The following is a 23068-nucleotide window of genomic DNA, read 5'->3' on the forward strand; positions in this document are numbered from 1 at the left end:
TCCGAGTGGAAGGGATACGGGGTGGGCCGCAGGCGGCGGTCCGCGACCCTGAGCTCTTCGAGGAGTTCTACCGGCGCCATGTGGACGCCATGACGTCTTTCGTGGCCCGGCGTGTCGTGGACCCGCACACCGTGGCCGACCTCACGGCCGAGATCTTCCTGGCGGTCCTGGACTCCGCCCACACCTACCGCCCCGGCCGGGGCAGCGAGACGGCGTGGCTCTACGGCATCGCGCGCAACGTCGTCTCCTCGGAACGCCGGCGTGTGGCCCGCGAGACGGTCCGGGACCGGCGGATCTCGGGCCGGCGCCTGCTGGAGGCGGACGACATCGCCCGCCTGGAGGACAAGCTCGACGCGGAGAGCCCCGGCCGCCGCGCCCTCGCCGCCCTGGAACGGCTCCCCGCGGGGGAGCGAGCCGTTCTGGAACTCATCGCGGTCGACCAGCTCACGCTCGCCGAGGCGGCGGCCGCGCTGGGCATCAGCCAGGTCGCGGCACGGGTGCGGCTGCACCGGGCCCGCAAGTCGCTGCGCGAGCAGACGGATTCGGCGGCGCCGGATCCACGCGGGACGCACCTGTCGTACGTCACGAAAACAACCGGGGGAGAGGCATGAGCACGAAGACCACGTTCGAGGACCGGCTGCTCGCGGAGCTGCGGGGGGAGATCGAGCGCCGGGAGGCCGTCCCGACGTCTGTTGTCATGGCGCCCCCTGCCCTTGTGACTCCCGACCTGGCGCCTGCCGACCTTGCGTCCGCCGTACGGCGTCGGCTGTCCACGGGCCGTCGGCTTGCCCTCGCCGCCGGAGTGTGTGCCGTGGCCGGTCTCGCTACGGTGCTGGTGCCGGGCTCACCGGCCGACGCACCGGCGTACGCGGTGGAGCGGAACGACGACGGCAGCGTCACCCTCACCCTCGAGGACCTGGCCCCCACGCTCGAGTCCCAGCGCGAACTCGCCGAGCGGCTCCGGCCCAGCCGGGTCCACGTGGACATCGCGAACCTCGACGACGACCACCTGTGCCGCCAGCCACGCGGTGAGCAGCTGCCGGAGAGCAGGCCCGTTCACCCCGGCGAGGGCTGGCGGATCACTCTCCGTCCCGGCGACACCGTGGCCTTCGAGAACCACCGGACCGGCGACGGCGGGAAGGAGACGGCTCTGGCCTTCTACGCGGTCAAGGGTGCGATCAAGCCTTGTGTGCCGACGGCGGCCGACAGGGACTTCGTGGAGCTGACCGCTTCCCCTTCGTCCGTCGGGCGCTGACCGGGCGCGGGCAGGGCGTTGACGGCGGGGCCGAGGGTGGGGCTCTGGCGTGGGTCCGGCGGTGGGGCTGGCGGCCCTCATGGCAGGGGCCGCCAGCCCCGGCTTCACGCCGGGACGTCCGCCGCCTCCACGTGGTCGAACAGTTCGTCCCCGCTCACCCCGGTGAGCAGATACGCCTGCGCCTCGCCCACGTGGAAGTACATCCCGTGCAGCTCCAACGCCCGCTCCCGCAGCGCCCGGGCCACGGACTCGTGCGCGCGCAGATGCTCCAACTGCTGGACCACGTTGGTCAGACACAGCTGCTCCACCGCGTCCGCGGGCGCCCGCCCGGCGAGCCTGGCCCACGGCCGGCTGTCGTCGGCCATCCGCTCCAGGCTGGGCAGCCCGTGCCGCAACCACCGCTTGAGCGGCGTCCGGGCGCCTCCGGGCTCGGAGTTGAGCAGCGCCTGCATGGCGCCGCACCCGGAGTGCCCGCACACGGTGATCGACCGTACGTTCAACACGTCCACCGCGTACTCGATCGCGGCCGCCACCGAGTCGTCGCCGCTCTCCTCGCCGGGCAGCGGGACGAGGTTGCCCACGTTGCGCACCACGAACAGGTCGCCCGGACCACTGGAGGTGATCATCGAGGTGACCAGCCGCGAGTCGGCACAGGTGAGGAAGAGCTGCGAGGGCCGCTGACCCTCCCGAGCCAGCCGCGCGAGCTCGCTCCGCACCAGAGGAGCGGTGTGCCGCTGGAACGCGCTGATACCGCGCGCCAGTTCATGCCCACTGGGACCGGAAGGGCCGGTCCCGCCGACACCGCCGGTCTGGGGCGGGGCGCCGGACTCGCCCGGGTCTCCGCCGGACGACGACCCGGACCGAGGGTCCTCGCACTGGTGGTTGCGCCAGGGCGTCCAGGGGCTGCACCGGCAACCGGCTGAGGTGGCTGGGTCGGTGGACCCGGCGCCCGGTCGGGCTCCGAGGGCGCTTCCGCGACCGGTTCCCACCCCGAGCGCGGTGTGGGCGGCGGGGACCTCCCCGGGCTCCGCGATCCGGACCCCGGCACGACGGCCGGTCAGTTCGACGGTGCCGCCCTGCGCGGTGTGGGTGCTCTGCCAGTCGTGAAGTGCCTCGTACGCCGCGTGGTCCATGAAGGAGCCGTCCAACTCGACGACGACCTGGGCACCTTGGGGCACGAGATGCAGAGCCCGGCTGAGGCGGGGCACGGCGAGGAAGGTCAACTGTCCTCGTACGTGTACGTGATGGACTCCTTCCAGCTCGTCGTGGGTGATACGGGTACGGGCGAGACGGTTCAGGGCGACGGCGACGGCCACGGCGATGCCGAGCGTGACGCCCTCCAGGACACCGAAGACGACCACGCCGAGGGTGGTGACGGCGTAGACCAGGACCTCGCGGTGGCGGGTCACCGTGCGGATGTGGTGCAGGGACACCATCTGGATGCCGACGGCCATCACCAGAGCGGCGAGCGAGGCGAGCGGGATGAGCTCGAGCACCGGGACCATCAGCAGCGCGGCGATCACTACGAGAACGCCGTGCAGCATCGTGGAGTTCCGGCTCACGGCACCCGCGTTCACATTCGCCGCACTGCGCACGGCGACCCCGGCGACCGGGAGCCCGCCGAGCGAACCGGAGACGATGTTGGCGGCGCCCTGACCGAGCAGCTCACGGTCCAGGTTCGAGCGTCTGACGCGGCCGGTCAGGCCAGGCCGCCCGGCCGCCATCTTGTCCACGGCGACCGCGCCGAGCAGCGACTGCACACTGCACACCAGCGTGGTGGTCAGCACGGCGGCGACTAGGCCGAGCACCGGCCCGTCGGGGAGTCCGGCCAGGGCGTGGCTGCTCCACGAGGGAAGGTCGACCTCGGGTAGCGTCAGCCCGGCGAAAGCGGCGGTCGCGCTGGCTCCGGCGACGGCGACGAGCGCGGCCGGGATCTTCCGCAGGACGGAGCCGACCCGGCCCGGAATCCGGGGCCAGAGCAGCAGCAGGGCCAGGGTCAGCGCGCTCACCGACACGGCGGCGGGGCGCACCTCGGCCAACTGGGCCGGCAGCGCCCGGAGGTTGGCCAGGACGGAGCTCTGCGGGGTGCCACCGAGGACGATGTGCAGCTGGGCGACGGCGATGGTGACGCCGATGCCGGCGAGCATGCCGTGCACGATGGCGGGGCTGACGGCGAGCGCGCTGCGCGCCACGCGCAGGCAGCCGAGGCCCAGTTGGGCCAGGCCCGCGAGGACCGTGATGGCGCAGGTGGTACGCCAGCCGTAGCGGTGGATCAGGTCGGCGGTGACGACCGTCAGGCCGGCCGCGGGACCGCTGACCTGGAGCGGGGAACCGCCCAGCCAGCCGGCGACGAGTCCTCCGACGGCGGCGGCGACGAGGCCTGCCTGGAGGGGCGCGCCGGTGGCGAGGGCGATGCCGAGGGACAGGGGCAGGGCGATCAGGAAGACCGCGATCGAGGCCGACACATCGGCGCCCGCGACACGGAAGCGGCGGGGCCGGGACGGCGGTGGACTGTGGGGTCGGTGGATGCGCTTGTTCCGACTCGGGTCGGTGGCGCGGGTGGGGACGCAGGCGGACATGGTTCCCGTCTCCTCCGGGGCAGCGCGGTCGCGGATCAGGTGGTCCCCCGGCGGGCGGGGGGCGGGTCGCGGCCGTGGGTCACGGCGTGCAGCGGCGGGATGAATCAACGCTCGGTAAACGAATCGTAATTCAGAGTAAAGGCCAGGCATAGACTTTCCTGGCAAATAGGCTAATAAGTCACTCATCAGGGTGATGCGGATATTTGATCGGCTTGTCGTACTAATTCCTTCCGGGCCCCGTGCGAGCTTGGCGGCGCTGTCGTTGGCCCCGAGAGAAGGAAGTAGGTGGGCGGAACATGGCCGCCACCCAGAGGATCGCCGCCGGCGCCGTGGTCGCCGCGGTCTGTGCCGCATCGCTCGCCGGTTGCGCGATCGGCACCGACGGTGCCGAGAAAGGGGCCCTCGGCCCGCAGAAGGCCAAGCCGGCCCAGGCACCGCCCAAGAGCGCGGTCCGCCTGATCGGCGACGGCTCCACCGCGTACACCGGTGCGCAGCCCCACCTGCCCCGACCGGAACGGATGAAGCCCGGTCAGAAGCCCCCGCAGTTCGTGGTGTTCTCCTGGGACGGCGCGGGCGAGGACGGCCAGAAGCTGTTCTCCCACTTCCGCAAGGTCGCCAAGGCGAACAACGCGACGATGACGTACTTCCTCAGCGGCGTGTACATGCTCCCCGAGGACAAGAGTGACCTCTACAAGCCCCCGCAGCACTCCCCGGGCCGCTCCGACATCGGCTTCAACGACAGGAAGGGCATCGCCGAGACCGTCAAGCAGCTGCGCGGGGCGTGGCTGGAGGGCAGTGAGATCGGCACCCACTTCAACGGCCACTTCTGCGGCAGTGGCGGCGGGGTCGGCCAGTGGTCGGTCGAGGAGTGGAAGGACGAGATCGCCCAGGCCAAGCAGTTCGTGAAGTCCTGGAAGACCACCACCGGCATGAAGAACGCCGCCCCGCTCCCCTTCGACTACGACAAGGAGCTCATCGGCGCCCGCACCCCGTGCCTGGAAGGCCAGAAGAACTTCATGAAGGCCGCCCGCGAGCTGGGCTTCCGCTACGACACCAGCGGTGTCAACGACCAGCTCTGGCCGAAGAAGAAGGAAGGCCTGTGGGACCTGTCGATGCAGCTCGTGCCGTTCAGCGGGCACTCCTTCGAGCAGCTCACCATGGACTACAACTTCGCCGTGAACCAGTCGGGCACGATGTACGGCGACCCGAACAAGCACGCCTTCTGGGGCGACCAGATGCGTGACAGCCTGCTCAAGGGCTTCCACCGGGCCTACGACGGCAACCGCGCGCCCCTGATCATCGGCAACCACTTCGAGTCCTGGAACGGTGGCACCTACATGCGGGCCGTCGAGGAGACCATCGAGCAGGTCTGCAACAAGCCCGACGTGCGCTGTGTCTCCTTCCGGCAGCTCGCCGACTGGCTGGACGCCCAGGACCCGGAGGCCCTGGAGAAGCTGCGGACCCTCGGCGTCGGCCAGGCCCCGAAGGAGGACTGGGCGACCTTCCTCTCGGGCCGCCCCGCCCCGGCCCCGAAGGGAGTTCCCGGAGCGCCGGCGGCCAAGCAGTGAGTCTTCCGGTCGTCCGGGAGCCGGCCTTCTAGGAAGCGGCCCTCAGGCGTTCGCCGCGACGCTCTCACTCAGCACGAACCCGGGGTCGACCTGCGCCGCCAGGTCGGCCCCGGTGCGCTCATTGCCCCAGGATCGGGCGTTCTTCAGGTGGAAGTGGACCATCTGGCGCGTGTACTGCTCCCAGTCACGCAGGTCGTACGTCGCGTCGACGGCGGTCTGCAACTGCCGCAGGGTGCGGCGGTTGACGTCCTCCAGGAGCTCGAACCGGGGCGGCCGGCCCTTCTCCATGGCGCGCACCCAGTCCGAGTGCCCGACCGTCACCAGCAGGTCGTCCCCGACCTCGGCGCGGAGGAAGTCGAGGTCGTCCTGACCCTGCACCTTGTTGCCGACGACCTTCAGCACGACGCCGAAGTCATGGGCGTACTCCTTGTACTGGCGATAGACGGAGACCCCCTTCCGGGTCGGCTCGGCGACGAGGAACGTGATGTCGAAGCGGGTGAACATCCCGGAGGCGAAGGAGTCCGAGCCGGCGGTCATGTCCACCACGACGTACTCGTCACGCCCGTCCACCAGGTGGTTCAGGCACAGCTCCACCGCTCCCGTCTTGGAGTGGTAGCAGGCGACCCCCAGGTCGGCGTCCGTGAAGGGGCCGGTGACCATCAAACGGACGGCGCCGCCGTCGAGTTCCAGCGGCCGGGCGCAGGCGTCGTAGACCGGATTGTCCTCACGCACCCGCAGCAGCCGGGAGCCCTCGCCCGGCGGGGTCGTCTTGATCATCGTCTCGGCGGAGACGATACGCGGGTTGGTGCCGCGCAGGTGGTCCTTGATCAGCGGCAGTCGATCGCCCATCGCGGGCAGCGCGGCGGCCTCCGCCTCGTCGAGACCGAGGGCGGCGCCCAGGTGCTGGTTGATGTCGGCGTCGACGGCGACGACCGGTGCGCCGGTGGTGGCGAGATGGCGGATGAACAGGGAGGACAGCGTCGTCTTGCCGCTGCCGCCCTTCCCGACGAAAGCAATTTTCATGTTCACGAAGGGTAGTGGGGCGATAGCTGTACGTGGCAGGCGTGCGTGAAGAAGACCACTCCTTCGTGGGGTGCGCGCCTCGGTTGCGTAATGTCGTACTCATGAGTACGACAGGCGCGACTGCCGATCCGCTCGCCACCCTGGGTTCGCTGCCCGGCGTGGCCAACTCCGTGGAGTCCGTGCGCAAGGCCGTGGACCGGGTCTACGGGCACCGGATCATGCGGCGCCGCAGCACCGCGGTCACCTCCGAGGCGGCCCTGCGCGGAGCCCGTGGCTCGGCGGCGCTGTCCGGCGCCGACTGGGCGCTCGAAGAGGTGCGCCGCCGCTCCGACTTCAGCGGCGACGACGAGGCGCGCGTCGTGGGAGCCGCCCTGAGACTGACCGCCGAGGCGGGCCAACTCCTGTCCATCTGGCGCCAGTCGCCCCTGCGTGTCCTGGCCCGGCTGCACCTGGTGGCGGCCGCGACCAAGGGCGACGAGGTGGGGCGCCCGCGCCAGGCGGGTGAGCCGGTCGACGAGCCGCTGATCGAGCTCGCGCTGCCCGACAGCGCCGAGGTGCACGGCCGGCTGGACGGCCTCTCCGGGCTGATCATCGCGGGCAGTTCCGCCCCCGCGCTGGTGACGGCGGCCGTCGTGCACGGCGAGATCCTCGCCCTGCGGCCCTTCACCTCCCACAACGGTCTCGTCGCGCGCGCGGCCGAACGCATCGTGCTGATCAGCAGCGGCCTCGACCCGAAGTCCATCTGCCCGGCGGAGGTCGGTCACGCCGAGCCGGGCCGGGCGGCCTATCTGTCGGCGCTGGAGGGCTATGTCTCCGGGACCCCGGAGGGCATGGCCGCCTGGATCGCGCACTGCGGCAACGCGGTCGTGCTCGGCGCGCGTGAGTCGACGGCGGTCTGCGAGGCGCTTCAGCGCGGGGCGGCGTAACTGTAATTACAGAAGGGCGTAACTGTAGTTACAGAAAAGGCCCTCCCGAAGGAGGGCCTGAACAGGGTTGCGGCGGTACGAGGATTCGTACCGCCGCTGGCATGTTCACCGGGTTACCAAGCGTCCTCGATATTTTGCCCATCAGGTCGGGAACTTGGCCCGTCACCTGGTGCGGCTGGCCCGTAATCGACGGGTCGACGTCGCGTGGGTGCTCGATGCTCATGCGCGGTCCGTGGGGCCAAATGCGTTATTAAGGTGATCCTCTCGGATGTCCTTGGTCTCGCGGGCCGTTGACTCCTTTGTACTCCTGGTCCGGGGCAAGCGGAAGCCCTGGCAGCAGTTCTTTACTTTTACTCTCAAACAGTCATCAAACGGGCATCTGCCGGTCACATCCGCCGGTCAGAGGACCGTCGCCCGGCGTCGGCTGGCGTACCAGACGAGCCCCGCGGTGGCCGCCGCCGCTCCTATGGCCGCCGCCGCGACGAGCGCCGGACGGGACGGTGCGGAGAACGCGGGGAGCCGCTGCTTGAGCCGGACCGGCCGGTGGAAATCGAGAATCGGCCAGCCGCGCGCGACCGCCTCGCGGCGCAGCGCCCGGTCCGGGTTCACGGCGTGGGGGTGGCCGACCTCCTGGAGCATCGGCAGATCGGTCGCCGAGTCGCTGTAGGCGTAGCAGCGCTCCAGGTCGTACCCCTCGGACTCGGCCAGCTCCTTGATCGCCTCGGCCTTCGTCGGGCCGTAGGCGTAGTACTCCACCTCGCCGGTGTAGCAGCCGTCCTCGCCCACGACCATCCGGGTTGCCACCACCCGGTCCGCGCCCAGCAGTTCGCCGATCGGCTCGACCACCTCGGAGCCCGACGTGGACACGATCACGACGTCGCGTCCCGCGGTGTGGTGCTCCTCGATGAGGGAGGCGGCCTCGTCGTAGATGATCGGGTCGATCAGGTCGTGAAGGGTCTCGGCCACGATCTCCTTCACCTGTTGGACGTTCCAGCCGCGCACGAGTGCCGAGAGGTACTCGCGGGTTCGTTCCATCTGGTCGTGGTCCATACCGCCCACGAGGAAGACGAACTGGGCATACGCGGTACGCAAGGCGGCCCGGCGGTTGATCAGTCCGCCTTGGTAGAACGACTTGCTGAACGTGAGCGTGCTCGACTTCGCAATGACCGTCTTGTCCAGGTCAAAGAAGGCCGCTGTGCGGGGCAAGGAGTGGTTTTCCACGACCCCGAGCATAGGCGCAGCCCATTCGGCGTAAGGTGTGGCGCGTGGGTTTGCCTGAGAGGGCTCTCGGGTACACCATGGAAGTCACGGATCGTTCGCGACCGTGCTAACCCGGCCCGGCTCCTCCCCCCCCGAGTCGGCCGTGGAGACGACCCCCACTCTCCCCCCCGGTGGGGGTCGTCGCATGTCCGGGTGGGTTTTTCCGTTTCCCTGTGTGTCCCTGTGCGGCTCTACGTCGTGTCGAGGCGGCTGCGGCCGCCTCTTTCGCATGCCCATGATCCGTCACTGTGCGTAGCTGTCGCACTGCTCTGCGGAACTCGCACAGACGCCGGTGCGGAGTGCACCGGCATGGGTGACGGCGATATTCACAACGGCTGAGTTGTCCACAGTTATCGACCAAGATCCACAAGATTTCCGGCATCGCTGCACGGTGATTCCAGCGCGGCCCGCCGACGCCGACTTGATGGCCGGTTCCGGTTAGTCGGCCGTGTTTGGCCGGTTCCTATCGGCCGTTCATATGGGGCCGCTTGCCGGTTCTTCACACGTTTGGGAATCGCGGGGCCCTCGTGGCCGGCGCGAGATGCAGCGAAGGGGGATGGAAATCGTGGCCGCAGCCGTCACACACGATCCGCCGCACGGCACCGGAGGGCGCCAGGGCGAACCGCTGATCGTCACCGACGACCCGGTGCTCCTCGACGACCTGCTGCGCCTGTGCGCGGCGGCCGGCGCCACGCCGGAGGTCCATCCGGGGGTGCCGGAGGCGAGAGGCCGCTGGGAGGCCGCGCCGCTCGTCCTGGTCGGCGACGACGCCGCCCGGCGGGTGCGCGGAGCCGCCCGCCGAGGCGGCGTGGTGCTCGTCGGACGGGACCAGGACGACTCCGGGGTCTGGCGCCGGGCCGTCGAGATCGGCGCCGACCACGTCCTGATGCTGCCCGACGGGGAGCAGTGGCTGGTCGACCGGATCGCCGACGTCGCCGAGGGCGTCGGCCGGCCCGCCCTCACCGTCGGCGTCATCGGCGGCCGCGGCGGCGCCGGAGCGTCCACGCTCGCGTGCGCCCTCGCCGTCACCTCCGCGCGGGAGGGGTTGCGCACCCTGCTGGTGGACGCCGATCCGCTGGGCGGCGGACTCGACGTACTGCTCGGCGGTGAGACCGCCGAAGGGCTGCGCTGGCCCGCCTTCGCCGCCTCGCGCGGCCGGGTCGGGGGCGGCGCCCTGGAGGAGTCGCTGCCCGAGCTGCACTCCCTGCGGGTGCTCAGCTGGGACCGCGGCGACTGTGTCGCCGTCCCGCCGCAGGCCGTCCGCGCGGTCCTCGCCGCGGCCCGCCGCCGGGGCGGCACGGTCGTGGTCGACCTGCCGCGCCGCATCGACGACGGCGTCGCCGAGACCCTCGCCCAGCTCGACCTCGGCATCCTCGTGGTCCCCGCCGAACTCCGGGCCGTCGCGGCGGCCGGGCGGATGGCCTCCGCGGTCGGCATGGTCGTACGCGATCTGCGGGTGGCCGTGCGCGGGCCGCGCGCGCCCGGACTCGACGACCGGGAGGTGGCACGGCTGCTCGGACTGCCGCTGGTGGGTGAGGTGCCCCTGGAGGCGGGCCTGGTCCGGCCGCACGAGAGCAGGACCCCGCCGGGTGCCGGACGGGGGCCGCTGGCGCGGTTCTGCAAGGAGTTCTGGGAGCGGGCCCTGGTGGAGGCGGCATGAACGCGTACTCCGGAACGGGACGGATGGTCGGCGCCGGACCTCCCGAGGCCTCGGCGGGTTTTGCAGCCGGTGGGGCTTCCGAGGCGTGGCGGGCGTCGGGCGGTGGGGCTTCCGAGGCGTGGCGGTCGGGTGGTGCGGATCTGACCCCGCGGCTGCTCGACGGCGTACGGCAGTGGCTCGCCGAGAGTGGGGCCGAACCGACGCCCGCGCGGGTGGCACAGGCGTTGCGGCAGCAGGGGCGGGTGCTCGGGGACGCCGAAGTCCTCGGAGCCGCCGAGCGGTTGCGCTCCGAGCTGGTCGGCAGTGGCCCGCTGGAGCCGCTGCTCGCCGATCCGTCCGTGACCGACGTACTGGTGTCGGCACCGGACCGGGTCTGGGTGGACCGGGGAGGTGGGCTCGAGCTGACCACCGTCACGTTCCCCGACGCCGCCGCCGTACGACGGCTCGCGCAGCGCCTGGCCGCGGTGGCGGGACGCCGGCTCGACGACGCGCGGCCCTGGGCGGACGCCCGGCTGCCCGACGGGACACGCCTGCACGCGGTGCTGCCGCCGGTGGCCGTCGACTGCACCTGCCTGGCGCTACGGGTCGTACGGCCGCGCGCGTTCACCCTCGACGAGTTGATGGCGGCAGGCACCGTGCCGCCGGGCGGGGACCGGGTGCTGCGGGCGCTGATCGAGGCGCGGCTGTCCTTCCTCATCAGCGGCGGCACGGGAAGTGGCAAGACGACGCTGCTGAGCGCCCTGTTGGGGCTCGTCGGACCGGGCGAACGGATCGTGCTCGCCGAGGACTCCGCGGAGCTGCGGCCGGAGCACCCGCACGTCGTACGGCTGGAGAGCAGACCCGCCAACCAGGAGGGTGCGGGCCTCGTCACCCTTCAGGACCTGGTGCGGCAGGCGCTGCGGATGCGGCCGGACCGGCTGGTCGTGGGCGAGGTGCGAGGGCCTGAAGTAGTCCATCTGCTGGCCGCGTTGAACACGGGCCATGAGGGCGGTTGCGGCACGGTCCACGCCAACGCGGCCGCGGATGTACCGGCCCGGCTGGAGGCGCTGGGAACGGCCGCCGGGCTCGACCGGGCCGCGCTGCACAGCCAGTTGGCGGCGGCGTTGTCGGTGGTCCTGCACCTCGCCCGGGATCGGAACGGGCGGCGGCGGATCGCCGAGGTGCATGTGCTGGAGCGGGATCCGTCGGGGCTGGTGCGGACGGTGCCGGCGTTGCGGTGGGGCGCGGAGGCGTTCGCGTACGAGCGCGGGTGGGAGCGGCTGCGGGGGCTGCTCGGGGTCGCGGGGCCGACAGGAGGCGTGCGGACATGAGGGGCCGAGGTGTCGAAGGGCGGGGAACGGGATGGCGACCGGTATGAGCGCGGTGTCGGCGGGCGCGGCCCTGTTGTGCGGCGTGGCGGCGGTCTGGCTCTCGGTCGGACGGCGCTCGGGGACGCGGCGGGCCGAGTTGCTGCTCGCCGGGGTCGGTGGGGCGGTCGGGACGGGGCCACCGAAGCCCTCCTGGCGTCGACTGACCGACGGGGTGCGGCGGTTGGGGAGCGAGTGGTGGTCGGTGGCGGCGGGACTGGTGCTCTCCGTGCTGGGTGCCTCGGTGCTGCCGCTCGTCGCGGGGGTCGCCGGGGTGCCGTTGCTGCGGCGGGTGCGGCTGGCCCGGGAGGCGCGCCGGGCCCGGGAGCGCCGAGGGGACGCGGTCATCGCGTTGTGCGGGGCGCTTGCGGGGGAGGTGCGGGCCGGGCGACAGCCGGGAGAGGCGCTGCTGTGTGCCACGCGGGACTCCGACGGGCTCGGCGAGGCGCAGTCCGCGGTGCTGGCGGCGGCCCGGTTCGGCGGTGACGTACCGGCTGCTCTCGCCGGGGCCGCGAGACAGCCGGGGGCGGACGGGCTGCTGGGTCTCGCGGCGTGCTGGCGGGTCGCGGTGGACCGGGGCGCGGGCCTCGCCGCCGGACTCGACCGGCTGGAGGCGGCGTTGCGCGCGGAGCGGGACCAACGTGCCGATCTGCGCGCCCAGTTGGCGGGCTCCCGGTCCACGACCGTGATGCTCGCCGGACTGCCGGCCCTCGGCCTGCTCCTGGGCACGGCCCTCGGCTCCGACCCGCTCCACGTTCTGCTGCACACGGGTCCCGGCCTGGGCTGCCTGGTGATCGGCGGCCTGCTGGAAGGGCTGGGGACGTGGTGGGCGCTGCGGATCGTGCACGGGGCGGAGGCGGTGTGAGGGCGGGGTCCCGTGTGAGGGCGGAGTCGGCGAGGGGTTCGGAGAGGAGGGCGTGGTGAGTGCGGAAGTCGTCCACAGGCTGGGGGCGGTCGCGGGCGCCGCGATGGTGCTCGGGTGGCTCGCCCGGTGGGTGGCCGGGGTGCGGCGCGAGCGGAGGCTTCGGCGCCGGCTGGCACGGCTGGTCGTACGGGAGACGGAGTCCGCCGACATCCGGGCTGAGGTCCGGACGGCCGTGCGGCGGTGGCTGCCCTCGCTGGGTGTGGTGGCCGGCGGATGGGTGCTGGTCGGTGGGGTCGTCGGTGTCGCGGTCGGGTTGCTCGGCGCCGGCGGGCTGTGGTGGTGGCGCGGGCGGCAGACCCCCCAGGCCCCGGGAGAGGCGTACGACGTCGACGAGGCGGTACGTCAACTCCCGCTCGCCGCCGATCTGCTGGCGGCCTGTATCGCGGCCGGCGCGGGCCCGGTGATCGCGGCGCGGGCGGTCGGCGAGGCGCTGGGCGGCCCGGTCGGGGAGGCACTCGCGCGGGGCGCCGTGGAGGTACGGCTGGGTGGGCCGCCCGGCGAGTCCTGGCAACGGCTGGCCGCGCTGCCGGGCGCCGGTCCGCTGGCGCGGCTGCTGGAACGCGCCGACGAGTCCGGACTCCCCGCGGCCGCACCGGTCGCACGGCTCGCCGCGGAGGCCCGGGCCGAGTGGGCGCGCACCGGGACGGCACGGGCCCGGCGGGCGGCGGTGATGGTGACCGCGCCGGTGGGGCTGTGTTTCCTGCCCGCCTTCATCGCGGTCGGTGTGCTGCCCGTGGTGATCGGGCTGGCGGACGGGGTGCTGGGAGGGGGTGGTGGATGACACGGGACGTGAGCGACGACCGGTGATCAAGAAGTAGCGGTGAACAGAGCTGACCTTTACGGGGGTTGAGATGTACAAGGCGGTACGGGCACGGATGCGTGCCCTGGTGTGCGCGGCGCGTGCGGCGCGGCGGGACGTGGGGATGGTCACCTCGGAGTACGCGGTGGGGATCGTCGCGGCGGTGGCGTTCGCGGCCGTTCTCTACAAGGTGGTGACCAGCGGAGCCGTCAGCGCGGAGCTGCAGGCCATCGTGAAGCAGGCGCTCGATGCGCGGATGTGAGCGGGACGCGGACCGGGGGTTCGTGACGGCGGAGTCGGCCGTGGTGCTGCCCGTGCTGGTGATGTTCGCGACGGCACTCGTGTGGGGGCTGCTCGTGGTGGCCGCACAGATCCAGTGCGTGGACGCCGCGCGCACGGGGGCTCGGGCGGCTGCTCGGCAGGACTCGGCCGGCGCGGTCGTCGAGGTGGCCCGGGAGGCGGCACCTCGCGGTGCGAAGGTCACGGTCGGCCGGGAGGAGGGCCGGGTCCGCGTGGTGGTCGTGGCGAGGCCGCCGGTCCTGCACGGGCTGCCCTTCGAGGTACGGGAGGAGGCGGTGGCGGCCGTGGAGGGGGCGGGTCCATGAGACGGGGATTCCGGTGGCACCGGGGTCTTGGCTCCGATCGCGGGTCCGCCACCGTCTGGAGCGTCGGGGCCATCGCCGTGCTGTGCGTGGTGTTCGGCGTCGTGCTTGCCCTGGGGCAGGCCGTCGTGACCCGGCACCGCGCGGCGGGCGCCGCGGATCTGGCGGCCCTCGCGGCGGCCGACCACTGGACGGAGGGCGGCACGGGGGCCTGTGCCCTGGCGGAAGGCCTGGCACGGGCCCAGGGCACCCGGCTCGTGCGCTGCGCGATCGTGGGCGAGACCTCGGACGTCACGGCGAGAGCGGGCCGCGGACCCTTCGCGGCGGAGGTCAGAGCCCGGGCGGGACCGGCCGACCAGCCTCTTCCGGGACCGGCGGGGCCACCTCTTCCGGGACCGGCCGAGCCGCCTCTTCCGGAACCGGCGGAGCCAGGCCCTCCGGCACCGGCCTAGCCGGCTTTCCCGGCGCCAGCTCTCCCGGCCCCGGCGGAGCCAGCTCTCCCCGCCCCGGCGGAGCCTGGTCTTCCGGCACCGGCCGGCCCCGTCCCTCCGGCGCAGGGGCCCCCTCCGCCTTCTCCTCCGGCGCACCGCGCAAGAGCACCGTGAGCAAGCGCACCGCCCCCCTCTTGTGCAACGGGTCGTTGCCGTTGCCGCACTTGGGGGACTGGATGCAGGACGGGCAGCCCGCGTCGCACTCGCAGGCGGCGATGGCCTGGCGGGTGGCGGTGAGCCAGGCGCGGGCGGTGTGGAAGGCGCGCTCGGCGAAGCCCGCGCCGCCGGGGTGGCCGTCGTAGACGAAGACCGTGGGGAGCAGGGTGTCGGGGTGCAGCGGGACCGAGACGCCGCCGATGTCCCAGCGGTCGCACGTGGCGAACAGGGGCAGCATGCCGATCGACGCGTGTTCCGCCGCGTGCAGGGCGCCGCCGAGGGTCTCCGGGTTGATGCGGGCCTCGTCCAGTTGGTCCTCGGTGACCGTCCACCAGACCGCGCGTGTGCGGAGCGTACGAGGAGGGAGGTCGAGCTTCGTCTCGCCCAGTACCTCGCCGGTGATGAGCCGGCGGCGCAGGAAGGAGACGACCTGGTTGGTGACCTCGACCGAGCCGTAGCACAACCGGCCCTGGCCCCACGGGACTTCGACGTCCGTCTCCAGGACGGAGATGGACGTCGTGTCGCGGGCCACCGTCGAGTACGACGGGTTCGCCTCCTCGACCAGGGCCACCGAGTCCTCCAGGTCCAGGGCGCGGACGACATAGGTGCGGCCCTGGTGGAGGTGGACCGCGCCCTCGTGGACGGTCGTGTGCGCGGCGCCCGCGTCGACCGTGCCCAGGAGGCGGCCCGTGCCGGACTCGACGATCTGGACCGGGTTGCCGCCCCCGCCGCGGATGTCGGTGAGGTCGGCGGCGCTTTCGCGGCGGGTCCAGTGCCAGGCCTTCGTGCGGCGGCGCAGCAGCTTGGCGGCCTCCAGTTGGGGCAGCAGGCCCTCGGTCTCCGGTCCGAACAGGGCCAGGTCCTCGTCGGTCAGCGGCAGTTCCGCCGCCGCCGCGCACAGGTGCGGGGCCAGCACGTACGGGTTGTCGGGGTCGAGGACCGTGGACTCCACGGGCTGGTCGAAGAGGGCCTCGGGATGGTGGACGAGGAAGGTGTCCAGGGGGTCGTCGCGGGCCACCAGGACCGCCAGGGCGCCCTGTCCGGAGCGGCCCGCGCGGCCTGCCTGCTGCCACAGGGAGGCTCGGGTGCCGGGGTAGCCGGCGATGACGACCGCGTCCAACCCGGAGACGTCGATGCCGAGTTCCAGGGCCGTGGTCGCCGCGAGGCCCAGCAACTCGCCGGAGTGAAGGGCCTGTTCCAGGGCGCGGCGCTCCTCCGGGAGGTAGCCGCCGCGGTACGCCGCCACGCGTCGGGCCAGGGAGCGGTCGACCTCGGCCAGCCGCTCCTGGGCGATGACCGAGATGAGCTCGGCGCCGCGCCGGGAGCGCACGAAGGCGACCGAGCGGACGCCCTGCACGGTCAGGTCGGTCAGGAGGTCCGCGGTCTCGGCCGTCGCCGAACGGCGGACCGGGGCGCCCTTCTCGCCGTGCAGCTCGGTGAGCGGGGGCTCCCAGAGGGCGAACACCAGTTCACCGCGTGGTGAGGCGTCGTCGGCCACCTCGACCACGGGGAGGCCGGTGAGGCGGCGGGCGGCGACCGCGGGTTCGGCGGCGGTCGCGGAGGCCAGCAGGAAGACCGGGGAGGCGCCGTAGCGGGCGCAGAGGCGACGCAGCCGGCGCAGGACCTGGGCGACGTGGGAGCCGAACACGCCGCGGTAGGTGTGGACCTCGTCGATGACGACGTACTTGAGCGCCTTCAGGAAGGAGGACCAGCGGGGGTGGGACGGGAGGATGCCGCGGTGCAGCATGTCCGGGTTGGTCAGGACGTAGTTGGCGTACTGGCGGATCCACTCGCGTTCCTCGTAGGGGGTGTCGCCGTCGTAGACCGCGGGTCGAACAGAATTGCCCAGCGGTTGTGAAAGTTCCTTCACAGAACGGCACTGGTCCGCCGCGAGGGCCTTGGTGGGGGCGAGGTAGAGCGCGGTGGCGCCGCGGCCGTTCGGGGCCTCGGAACCGTCCAGGAGGGCCGACAGGACGGGCATGAGGTAGGCCAGGGACTTGCCGGAGGCGGTTCCGGTGGCGACGACCACCGAGTCGCCGTCCAGGGCGTGCTCGGCCGCCTGTGCCTGATGGGTCCAGGGGTGTGCGACGCCCGCCGCCTGCACGGCCGCCACGACCTCCGAGCGAATCCGGTCAGGCCAGAGGGCATGGCGGCCCTCACGTGGGGGCAAGTGCTCCGTATGAGTGATGCGCGCAGCCCGGCTCGGCCCGGAGGCGAGCCGGTCCAGGACCGTGCCTGGTTCCGGCCGGGACACGGGGTCCGCCGAGGGTCGATCGGTTCGGTGATTCTTGGCCATCGGCACCGAGTGTGTCACTGGCGTGACGGACAATGGGACCAAGGCGTCGTGCACGCCTGCCGGTAAGTGATTGAATGCCATCGCGGCTGGCGAACCGTCCTGGGGGCTTCAAGCCGAGGTGTCCCGCGGGACGACCGCTCGATAGCAAGGTGCTGGAGGATCCGTGGACCTGTCCCTGTCGACCCGTACCGTCGGCGATCGTACGGTCGTCGAGGTCGGTGGCGAAATCGACGTATATACCGCGCCCAAGTTGCGCGAGCAGCTGGTCGAGCTGGTGAACGACGGGAGTTTCCACCTCGTCGTAGACATGGAGGGCGTGGACTTCCTCGACTCCACCGGGCTCGGCGTGCTGGTCGGCGGCTTGAAGCGGGTGCGTGCCCATGAGGGCTCGCTGCGCCTGGTCTGCAACCAGGAGCGCATTCTGAAGATCTTCCGCATCACCGGTCTCACCAAGGTGTTCCCGATCCACACCTCGGTCGACGAAGCGGTGGCGGCCACCGACTGACCAACCGGCCCGGGCGCGGAAAAAGGACCGAGCCCGGGGCGGCCGTTGTACATGGGGGGTCCGGGCTTTCGGCAGCCCGGTCCCCCGACAGCACGCCCGTAGTTCCGAGGGGGATGCATGGCCACCGTTGAACTCCGCTTCAGCGCGCTGCCCGAGCACGTCCGCACCGCCCGTCTGGTGGCGGCCGCGGTGGCGCGCAGGGCCGGAGTGGACGAGGCCGTTCTCGACGAGGTCAGGCTCGCCGTCGGCGAGGCCTGTTCCCGTGCCGTCGGACTGCACCAGAACAGCGGCATCACCGCACCTGTGAAGGTGCTGCTGATCGAGGAGGAGAAGCAGTTCTCCATCGAGGTCGGCGACGAGGCGCCGCGCTCGGCCCCGGGTGACCGGGCGCCCGGCGGGGCCGCCGAGGATCCGGACGCGGAGACCGACGAGGACGAAATGGGCCTCGCGGTCATCAGCGGTCTGGTCGACGACGTGGAGGTCACCGCAGGGGAGCACGGCGGGTCGATCCGTATGACCTGGCCGACCACTCCGCCGGCCGCGGCGCTCCCCTGATCTCACCGTCGTAGAAGACATCGAGGGCCCTGCTCAGCAGGGCCCTTTCTTTTTGCCATCGAATTCGTGAAAGAATTCACGATCAATCGCCCGATAATTCGATCAAGCGCCAATGTAGGCGTCAATGCCTTTGAGGCATTAGCTCTTTCGGGTTCCATGTCGTGACGTCGATCATTTGCTGAAGAGCATGTGAAGGCCAATTCCGTTTACCGCGTACTGTTTTGATCAGGTTCCGCTACCTACAATCCGTCCACATCTTGAGCTCAGCACAGGCGTCAAGGAGGACGAATGGCGGGGCTTTCTACCCCTCATCAGTTGGACCATCCCACTTCCCTCGCAGCCGCGGTTCTGACCGACGACAACCGGATCATCATCTGGGTGATCGCCGCCGTCGCGCTGGCCGCGCTCGTGGTCGCGGGCATCCTGGTACGCCAGGTGCTCGCGGCGGGCGAGGGTACCGACAGCATGAAGAAGATCGCGACGGCGATCCAGGAAGGCGCCAACGCCTATCTGGCCCGGCAGTTGCGCACGCTCGGCGTTTTCGCCGTGGTCGTGTTCTTCCTGCTCATGCTGCTGCCCGCGGACGACTGGAATCAGCGCGCCGGTCGATCCGTCTTCTTCTTGATCGGCGCGGCGTTCTCGGCGGCCACCGGCTATATCGGCATGTGGCTCGCCGTGCGCAGCAATGTGCGCGTTGCCGCGGCGGCACGGGAAGCGACACCTGCGGAAGGTGAGCCGGAAAAGGATCTCACCGCCGTCTCGCACAAAGCAATGAAGATCGCTTTCCGTACGGGCGGCGTCGTCGGCATGTTCACGGTGGGCCTCGGTCTGCTGGGTGCCTCCTGCGTGGTGCTCGTGTACGCGGCCGACGCGCCGAAGGTGCTGGAGGGCTTCGGCCTCGGGGCCGCCCTGATCGCCATGTTCATGCGAGTCGGCGGCGGCATCTTCACCAAGGCCGCCGACGTCGGCGCCGACCTGGTCGGCAAGGTCGAGCAGGGCATTCCGGAGGACGACCCGCGCAATGCCGCGACCATCGCCGACAACGTGGGCGACAACGTCGGCGACTGCGCGGGCATGGCGGCCGACCTCTTCGAGTCGTACGCCGTGACCCTGGTCGCCGCGCTGATCCTCGGCATGGCCGCCTTCGGCGACGCCGGACTCGCCTTCCCACTGCTGGTACCGGCGATCGGCGTGCTCACGGCCATGATCGGCATCTTCGCGGTGGCGCCGCGCCGGTCCGACCGCAGTGGCATGACGGCGATCAACCGCGGGTTCTTCATCTCCGCGGTGATCTCGATCGTGCTCGTCGCGATCGCGGTGTTCGCCTACCTGCCGTCGTCGTACGCCGACCTCGACGGGGTCACCGACACGGCGATCACGGCCAAGGACGGCGACCCGCGGATCCTCGCGCTCGTCGCGGTGGGCATCGGCATCCTGCTGGCCGCCGTCATCCAGCAGCTGACGGGCTACTTCACCGAGACCAACCGCCGCCCCGTCCAGGACATCGGCAAGACCTCGCTCACGGGGCCCGCCACCGTCGTCCTCGCCGGTATCTCGATCGGTCTGGAATCGGCCGTCTACACCGCCCTGTTGATCGGCCTCGGCGTCTACGGGGCGTTCCTGCTCGGCGGTACGTCGATCATGCTGGCGCTGTTCGCGGTGGCACTGGCCGGCACCGGTCTGCTCACCACGGTCGGTGTGATCGTCGCCATGGACACCTTCGGGCCGGTCTCCGACAACGCGCAGGGCATCGCCGAGATGTCCGGCGACGTCGAGGGCGCGGGCGCGCAGGTGCTCACCAACCTGGACGCGGTCGGCAACACCACCAAGGCCATCACCAAGGGCATCGCCATCGCCACCGCCGTCCTGGCGGCGTCGGCGCTCTTCGGGTCGTACCGCGACGCCATCGTCACGGGCGCGCAGGACGTCGGCGAGAAGGTGTCCGGCGAGGGCGCCCCGATGAACCTGATGATGGACATCTCGCAGCCCAACAACCTCGTCGGCCTCATCGCGGGCGCCGCGGTCGTCTTCCTCTTCTCCGGACTCGCCATCAACGCCGTCTCGCGGTCGGCGGGTGCCGTGGTGTACGAGGTGCGGCGGCAGTTCCGCGAGCGGCCCGGGATCATGGACTACAGCGAGAAGCCGGAGTACGGCAAGGTCGTCGACATCTGCACCAGGGATGCCCTGCGCGAGCTCACCACACCCGGTCTGCTGGCCGTGATGGCGCCCATCTTCATCGGGTTCACGCTCGGCGTCGGCGCGCTCGGCTCGTATCTGGCGGGCGCGATCGGCACGGGCACGCTCATGGCGGTGTTCCTCGCGAACTCCGGTGGTGCCTGGGACAACGCCAAGAAGCTCGTCGAGGACGGTCACCACGGCGGCAAGGGCAGCGAGGCCCACGCCGCCACCGTGATCGGCGACACGGTCGGCGACCCCTTCAAGGACACCGCCGGTCCCGCGATCAACCCCCTGCTGAAGGTGATGAACCTCGTCGCGCTGCTCATCGCGCCCGCGGTCATCAAGTTCAGCTACGGCGAGGACAAGAGCATCGGTGTACGGATCACCATCGCCGTGCTCTCGCTCCTCGTGATCGTCGGGGCGGTCTACGTCTCCAAGCGGCGCGGAATCGCAGTAGGGGACGAGGAGAAGGCCAAGCGGGTGGCCAACTCGGCCGATCCCGCGGTGGTTTCGTAGGCGGTCTTACGACGGTCCTGCTCAAGGGGCGGGCGGGCGGCGCGCGTTGACGCGTCGCCCGCCCGCCCCTCGTGTGTTTACGCCCGCACCGTGAGCCTTCTCTCTCTTGGTGCAAATGGTTACAAAAGATGTCTATACGGATGTCCGGCGCGCGGACGGGGGCCGTCCGGCGTGTATCTTCCGGGGCCGAGAGCCATGGAAGGGACCAATCCGGTGAACAAGAAGCTCGCGGCCGCACTGTCCGGCGGTGCGGTACTGGTACTGGCGCTGTCGGGATGCAGCAGCGACGACAACAGCGACAAGCTGAACTCCTGGGCCAAGGAGGTCTGCGACGCCGTACAGCCGCAGGCCAAGAAGATCGAGGCCGCCAACGCCGCGATCCAGAAGGAGACCTCGGACAACAGCACGCCGGAGGAGGTCCAGAAGACCGACGCGCAGGCCTTCCAGGACATGTCCGACGCCTACAAGGCGATCGGGGCCGCGGTCACCAAGGCCGGGGCGCCGGACGTCGACAACGGCGAGACGAAGCAGAAGAACGCGGTCAAGGAGCTCAACAGCATCTCCGCGTCCTACGCCTCCCTCCAGAAGCAGGTCGCCGACCTCGACACCAAGGACCAGGGGAAGTTCGCCGACGGCCTCAAGGACATCGCGACCGAGCTCGACAAGCTGAGCACCAGCGGCAGCGACGCCCTCAAGACCCTTGAGGAGGGTGACGTCGGCAAGGCGATGGCGCAGCAGGAGAGCTGCAAGAGCGCCTCCGCCGCGCCGTCGGCCACCACCGGCTGACATCCACCCTCGCGTGGCCCCGGCGCCGTAGGCATCGCCTGCGGCGCCGGTTCACAATGGGGGAGTGAGTAACGCCAGCCTTGCCCCCCTGCCCTCCGACCGCCCCGACGTCGCCGCGCGCCTGCGGGACGCCCTTCTGGGGGCCTCCTTCACCGCCGACGGGCTGCTCGAACTGCTCGGTGCGCCCGCGTACGCGGCGCTCGCGCGCAGCGAGACCGTGCCCGCGCTGCGGGCGACCCGCGGGGACACGCCGCTGGAGGTGCTCGTCCGGCTCTTCCTGCTCCAGCAGCCGGTGCCGCACGCGCGCGTGGCGGACGTTCTGCCCCTGGACGCGTGTCTGGAGGGCGGCTGGCTCGCGCGGGCCGGCGGGCCGTCCGGTGACGAGGTCGCCGCGACCGTGGACGTACGGCCCTACGGCGGACCCGGCGGCGAGGACTGGTTCATCGTGTCGGACCTGGGGTGTGCCGTCGGGGGCGCCGGGGGCATCGGCAGCCGCGACGAGGGCGTCGTCCTCGGGGTCGGCGGGGCGTCCACGACCCTCGCGGGCATCACCGTGCGTACGCCCGTCGGCGCCGCCCTCGACCTCGGGGCCGGCTCCGGCATCCAGGCGCTGCACGCCGCGCAGCACGCCACGCGCGTGACGGCGACCGACCTGAACCCGCGCGCGCTGCACATCACCGGGCTCACGCTGGCGCTCTCCGGCGCCCCGGCGGCCGAGCTGCGGGAGGGCTCGCTGTTCGAGCCGGTCAAGGACGGGGAGACGTACGACCTGATCGTCTCCAACCCGCCCTTCGTGATCTCGCCGACCGCGCGGCTGACGTACCGGGACGGCGGGATGGGCGGGGACGATCTGTGCCGGTCGCTCGTTCAGCAGGCGGGGGAGCGGCTGAACGAGGGCGGGTTCGCGCAGTTCCTCGCCAACTGGCAGCACGTGGAGGGGGAGGACTGGCAGGACCGCATCCGCTCCTGGGTGCCGCGCGGGTGCGACGCGTGGATCGTGCAGCGCGAGGTGCAGGACGTCACGCAGTACGCCGAGCTGTGGCTCAGGGACGCCGGGGACCACCGCGGGGACCCGGTCGAGTACCAGGCGCTGTACGACGCCTGGCTGGACGAGTTCGAGGCGCGCAAGGTGAAGGCCGTCGGGTTCGGCTGGATCACCCTGCGCAGGACGGGCGCCGCCGTGCCCTCGGTCGTCGCCGAGGAGTGGCCGCACCCGGTCGAGCAGCCGCTCGGCGACACGGTCCGGGCGCACTTCGAGCGCCTCGACTACCTGCGCGAACACGATGACGCGGCCCTGCTCGCGGGCCACTTCAAGCTCGCCCCCGAGATCGTCCAGGAGCAGGTCGGGCTGCCCGGCGCCGAGGACCCCGAGCATGTCGTGCTGCGGCAGAACCGCGGGATGCGCCGGGCCACCAAGGTGGACACGGTCGGCGCGGGCTTCGCCGGCGTGTGCGACGGCTCGCTGAGCGCGGGGCGGATCCTGGACGCCATCGCGCAACTGGTGGGCGAGGACCCGGTGTTGCTGCGAGACCGTACGCCCGCGCAGATCCGGGTGCTCGTGGAGCAGGGATTCCTCGATCCGGCGTGACCGGTGCCTTGATCCGGCGTGACCCGTGAGGTGAACGCGCGCCCGTGGGGTCAG

At 71.6% G+C, this 23068-nt stretch carries 19 protein-coding genes and 1 pseudogene; 16 read left to right on the top strand and 4 right to left on the bottom strand.

Annotation, left to right across the window (positions count from 1 at the left end; translation table 11 throughout):
- Window positions 1-5 precede the first annotated feature (5 nt).
- The gene (locus ABKA17_RS16940; RefSeq protein ID WP_353692872.1) at window positions 6-611 is read left to right on the top strand and encodes an RNA polymerase sigma factor; all 606 of its coding nucleotides are present in this window, start codon (window positions 6-8) and stop codon (window positions 609-611) included.
- Window positions 608-1255, top strand: a complete 648-nt coding sequence (locus tag ABKA17_RS16945; RefSeq protein WP_353692873.1) for a hypothetical protein — start codon at window positions 608-610, stop codon at window positions 1253-1255. The genes ABKA17_RS16940 and ABKA17_RS16945 overlap by 4 nt, the downstream gene beginning before the upstream one ends.
- A gap of 104 nt (window positions 1256-1359) precedes the next feature.
- On the opposite strand, the gene ABKA17_RS16950 is transcribed toward ABKA17_RS16945, so the two are convergent.
- A complete protein-coding gene (locus tag ABKA17_RS16950) occupies window positions 1360-3834 on the bottom strand; it encodes a bifunctional SulP family inorganic anion transporter/carbonic anhydrase (protein ID WP_353692874.1) in 2475 nt (824 codons plus the stop codon).
- A gap of 296 nt (window positions 3835-4130) precedes the next feature.
- Between ABKA17_RS16950 and ABKA17_RS16955 the strand changes: the two genes are divergently transcribed.
- Window positions 4131-5402, top strand: coding sequence for a polysaccharide deacetylase family protein (locus ABKA17_RS16955; RefSeq protein WP_353692875.1), 1272 nt, complete (start codon window positions 4131-4133; stop codon window positions 5400-5402).
- 42 nt (window positions 5403-5444) lie between these two features.
- Here the strand turns inward: ABKA17_RS16955 and ABKA17_RS16960 are convergent, their stop codons facing one another.
- On the bottom strand, window positions 5445-6425 hold the full coding sequence (locus ABKA17_RS16960; protein WP_353692876.1) for an ATP-binding protein: 981 nt from the start codon (window positions 6423-6425) through the stop codon (window positions 5445-5447).
- A 101-nt stretch (window positions 6426-6526) separates the two neighbouring features.
- On the opposite strand from ABKA17_RS16960, the gene ABKA17_RS16965 reads away from it, so the two are divergent.
- On the top strand, window positions 6527-7351 hold the full coding sequence (locus tag ABKA17_RS16965; RefSeq protein ID WP_353692877.1) for a Fic family protein: 825 nt from the start codon (window positions 6527-6529) through the stop codon (window positions 7349-7351).
- A 399-nt stretch (window positions 7352-7750) separates the two neighbouring features.
- Here the strand turns inward: ABKA17_RS16965 and ABKA17_RS16970 are convergent, their stop codons facing one another.
- Window positions 7751-8584, bottom strand: a complete 834-nt coding sequence (locus tag ABKA17_RS16970) for an HAD family hydrolase (RefSeq protein ID WP_353692878.1) — start codon at window positions 8582-8584, stop codon at window positions 7751-7753.
- Window positions 8585-9167: 583 nt separating this feature from the next.
- Here ABKA17_RS16970 and ssd point away from each other — a divergent pair.
- The 7 genes and pseudogenes from ssd to ABKA17_RS17005 form a co-directional block, all read left to right on the top strand.
- Window positions 9168-10271 carry a septum site-determining protein Ssd gene (gene ssd, locus ABKA17_RS16975; protein ID WP_353692879.1) on the top strand — a complete coding sequence of 368 codons (1104 nt, stop codon included), beginning with the start codon at window positions 9168-9170 and terminating at the stop codon, window positions 10269-10271.
- The gene (locus tag ABKA17_RS16980; protein WP_353692880.1) at window positions 10268-11581 is read left to right on the top strand and encodes a TadA family conjugal transfer-associated ATPase; all 1314 of its coding nucleotides are present in this window, start codon (window positions 10268-10270) and stop codon (window positions 11579-11581) included. Before ssd ends, ABKA17_RS16980 begins: the two co-directional genes overlap by 4 nt.
- Before the next feature lie 31 nt (window positions 11582-11612).
- Entirely contained in the window at window positions 11613-12482 is an 870-nt protein-coding gene (locus ABKA17_RS16985) for a type II secretion system F family protein (RefSeq protein ID WP_353692881.1), read from the top strand.
- Window positions 12483-12537: 55 nt separating this feature from the next.
- Complete coding sequence (locus tag ABKA17_RS16990) at window positions 12538-13323, top strand: type II secretion system F family protein (protein ID WP_353692882.1); 786 nt, start codon at window positions 12538-12540, stop codon at window positions 13321-13323.
- Between the two features lie 70 nt (window positions 13324-13393).
- The gene (locus ABKA17_RS16995) at window positions 13394-13603 is read left to right on the top strand and encodes a DUF4244 domain-containing protein (RefSeq protein WP_353692883.1); all 210 of its coding nucleotides are present in this window, start codon (window positions 13394-13396) and stop codon (window positions 13601-13603) included.
- Window positions 13590-13946 carry a TadE family type IV pilus minor pilin gene (locus tag ABKA17_RS17000; protein ID WP_353692884.1) on the top strand — a complete coding sequence of 119 codons (357 nt, stop codon included), beginning with the start codon at window positions 13590-13592 and terminating at the stop codon, window positions 13944-13946. The genes ABKA17_RS16995 and ABKA17_RS17000 overlap by 14 nt, the downstream gene beginning before the upstream one ends.
- Window positions 13943-14323, top strand: a pseudogene (locus ABKA17_RS17005) (Rv3654c family TadE-like protein); the annotation flags it as partial. The gene ABKA17_RS17000 and the pseudogene ABKA17_RS17005, both read left to right, overlap by 4 nt.
- Here ABKA17_RS17005 and ABKA17_RS17010 read toward each other — a convergent pair.
- The gene (locus tag ABKA17_RS17010; protein ID WP_353692885.1) at window positions 14274-16967 is read right to left on the bottom strand and encodes a DEAD/DEAH box helicase; all 2694 of its coding nucleotides are present in this window, start codon (window positions 16965-16967) and stop codon (window positions 14274-14276) included. The pseudogene ABKA17_RS17005 and the gene ABKA17_RS17010 sit on opposite strands and share 50 nt — an antisense overlap.
- Before the next feature lie 82 nt (window positions 16968-17049).
- Between ABKA17_RS17010 and bldG the strand changes: the two genes are divergently transcribed.
- The 5 genes from bldG to ABKA17_RS17035 all read left to right on the top strand — a co-directional run bounded on the left by bldG (window position 17050) and on the right by ABKA17_RS17035 (window position 23014).
- Window positions 17050-17391 carry an anti-sigma factor antagonist BldG gene (gene bldG, locus ABKA17_RS17015; RefSeq protein WP_005475923.1) on the top strand — a complete coding sequence of 114 codons (342 nt, stop codon included), beginning with the start codon at window positions 17050-17052 and terminating at the stop codon, window positions 17389-17391.
- A 117-nt stretch (window positions 17392-17508) separates the two neighbouring features.
- Window positions 17509-17946, top strand: a complete 438-nt coding sequence (locus ABKA17_RS17020) for an ATP-binding protein (protein ID WP_353692886.1) — start codon at window positions 17509-17511, stop codon at window positions 17944-17946.
- 288 nt (window positions 17947-18234) lie between these two features.
- On the top strand, window positions 18235-20640 hold the full coding sequence (locus ABKA17_RS17025; RefSeq protein WP_353692887.1) for a sodium-translocating pyrophosphatase: 2406 nt from the start codon (window positions 18235-18237) through the stop codon (window positions 20638-20640).
- A 195-nt stretch (window positions 20641-20835) separates the two neighbouring features.
- Window positions 20836-21426 (top strand): small secreted protein, encoded by a 591-nt coding sequence (locus tag ABKA17_RS17030; protein WP_353692888.1) that lies wholly within the window; start codon window positions 20836-20838, stop codon window positions 21424-21426.
- A 64-nt stretch (window positions 21427-21490) separates the two neighbouring features.
- On the top strand, window positions 21491-23014 hold the full coding sequence (locus ABKA17_RS17035; protein ID WP_353692889.1) for a DUF7059 domain-containing protein: 1524 nt from the start codon (window positions 21491-21493) through the stop codon (window positions 23012-23014).
- Window positions 23015-23068: the final 54 nt, after the last annotated feature.

This window comes from Streptomyces sp. RG80 (assembly GCF_040446465.1).
Taxonomy (GTDB): domain Bacteria; phylum Actinomycetota; class Actinomycetes; order Streptomycetales; family Streptomycetaceae; genus Streptomyces.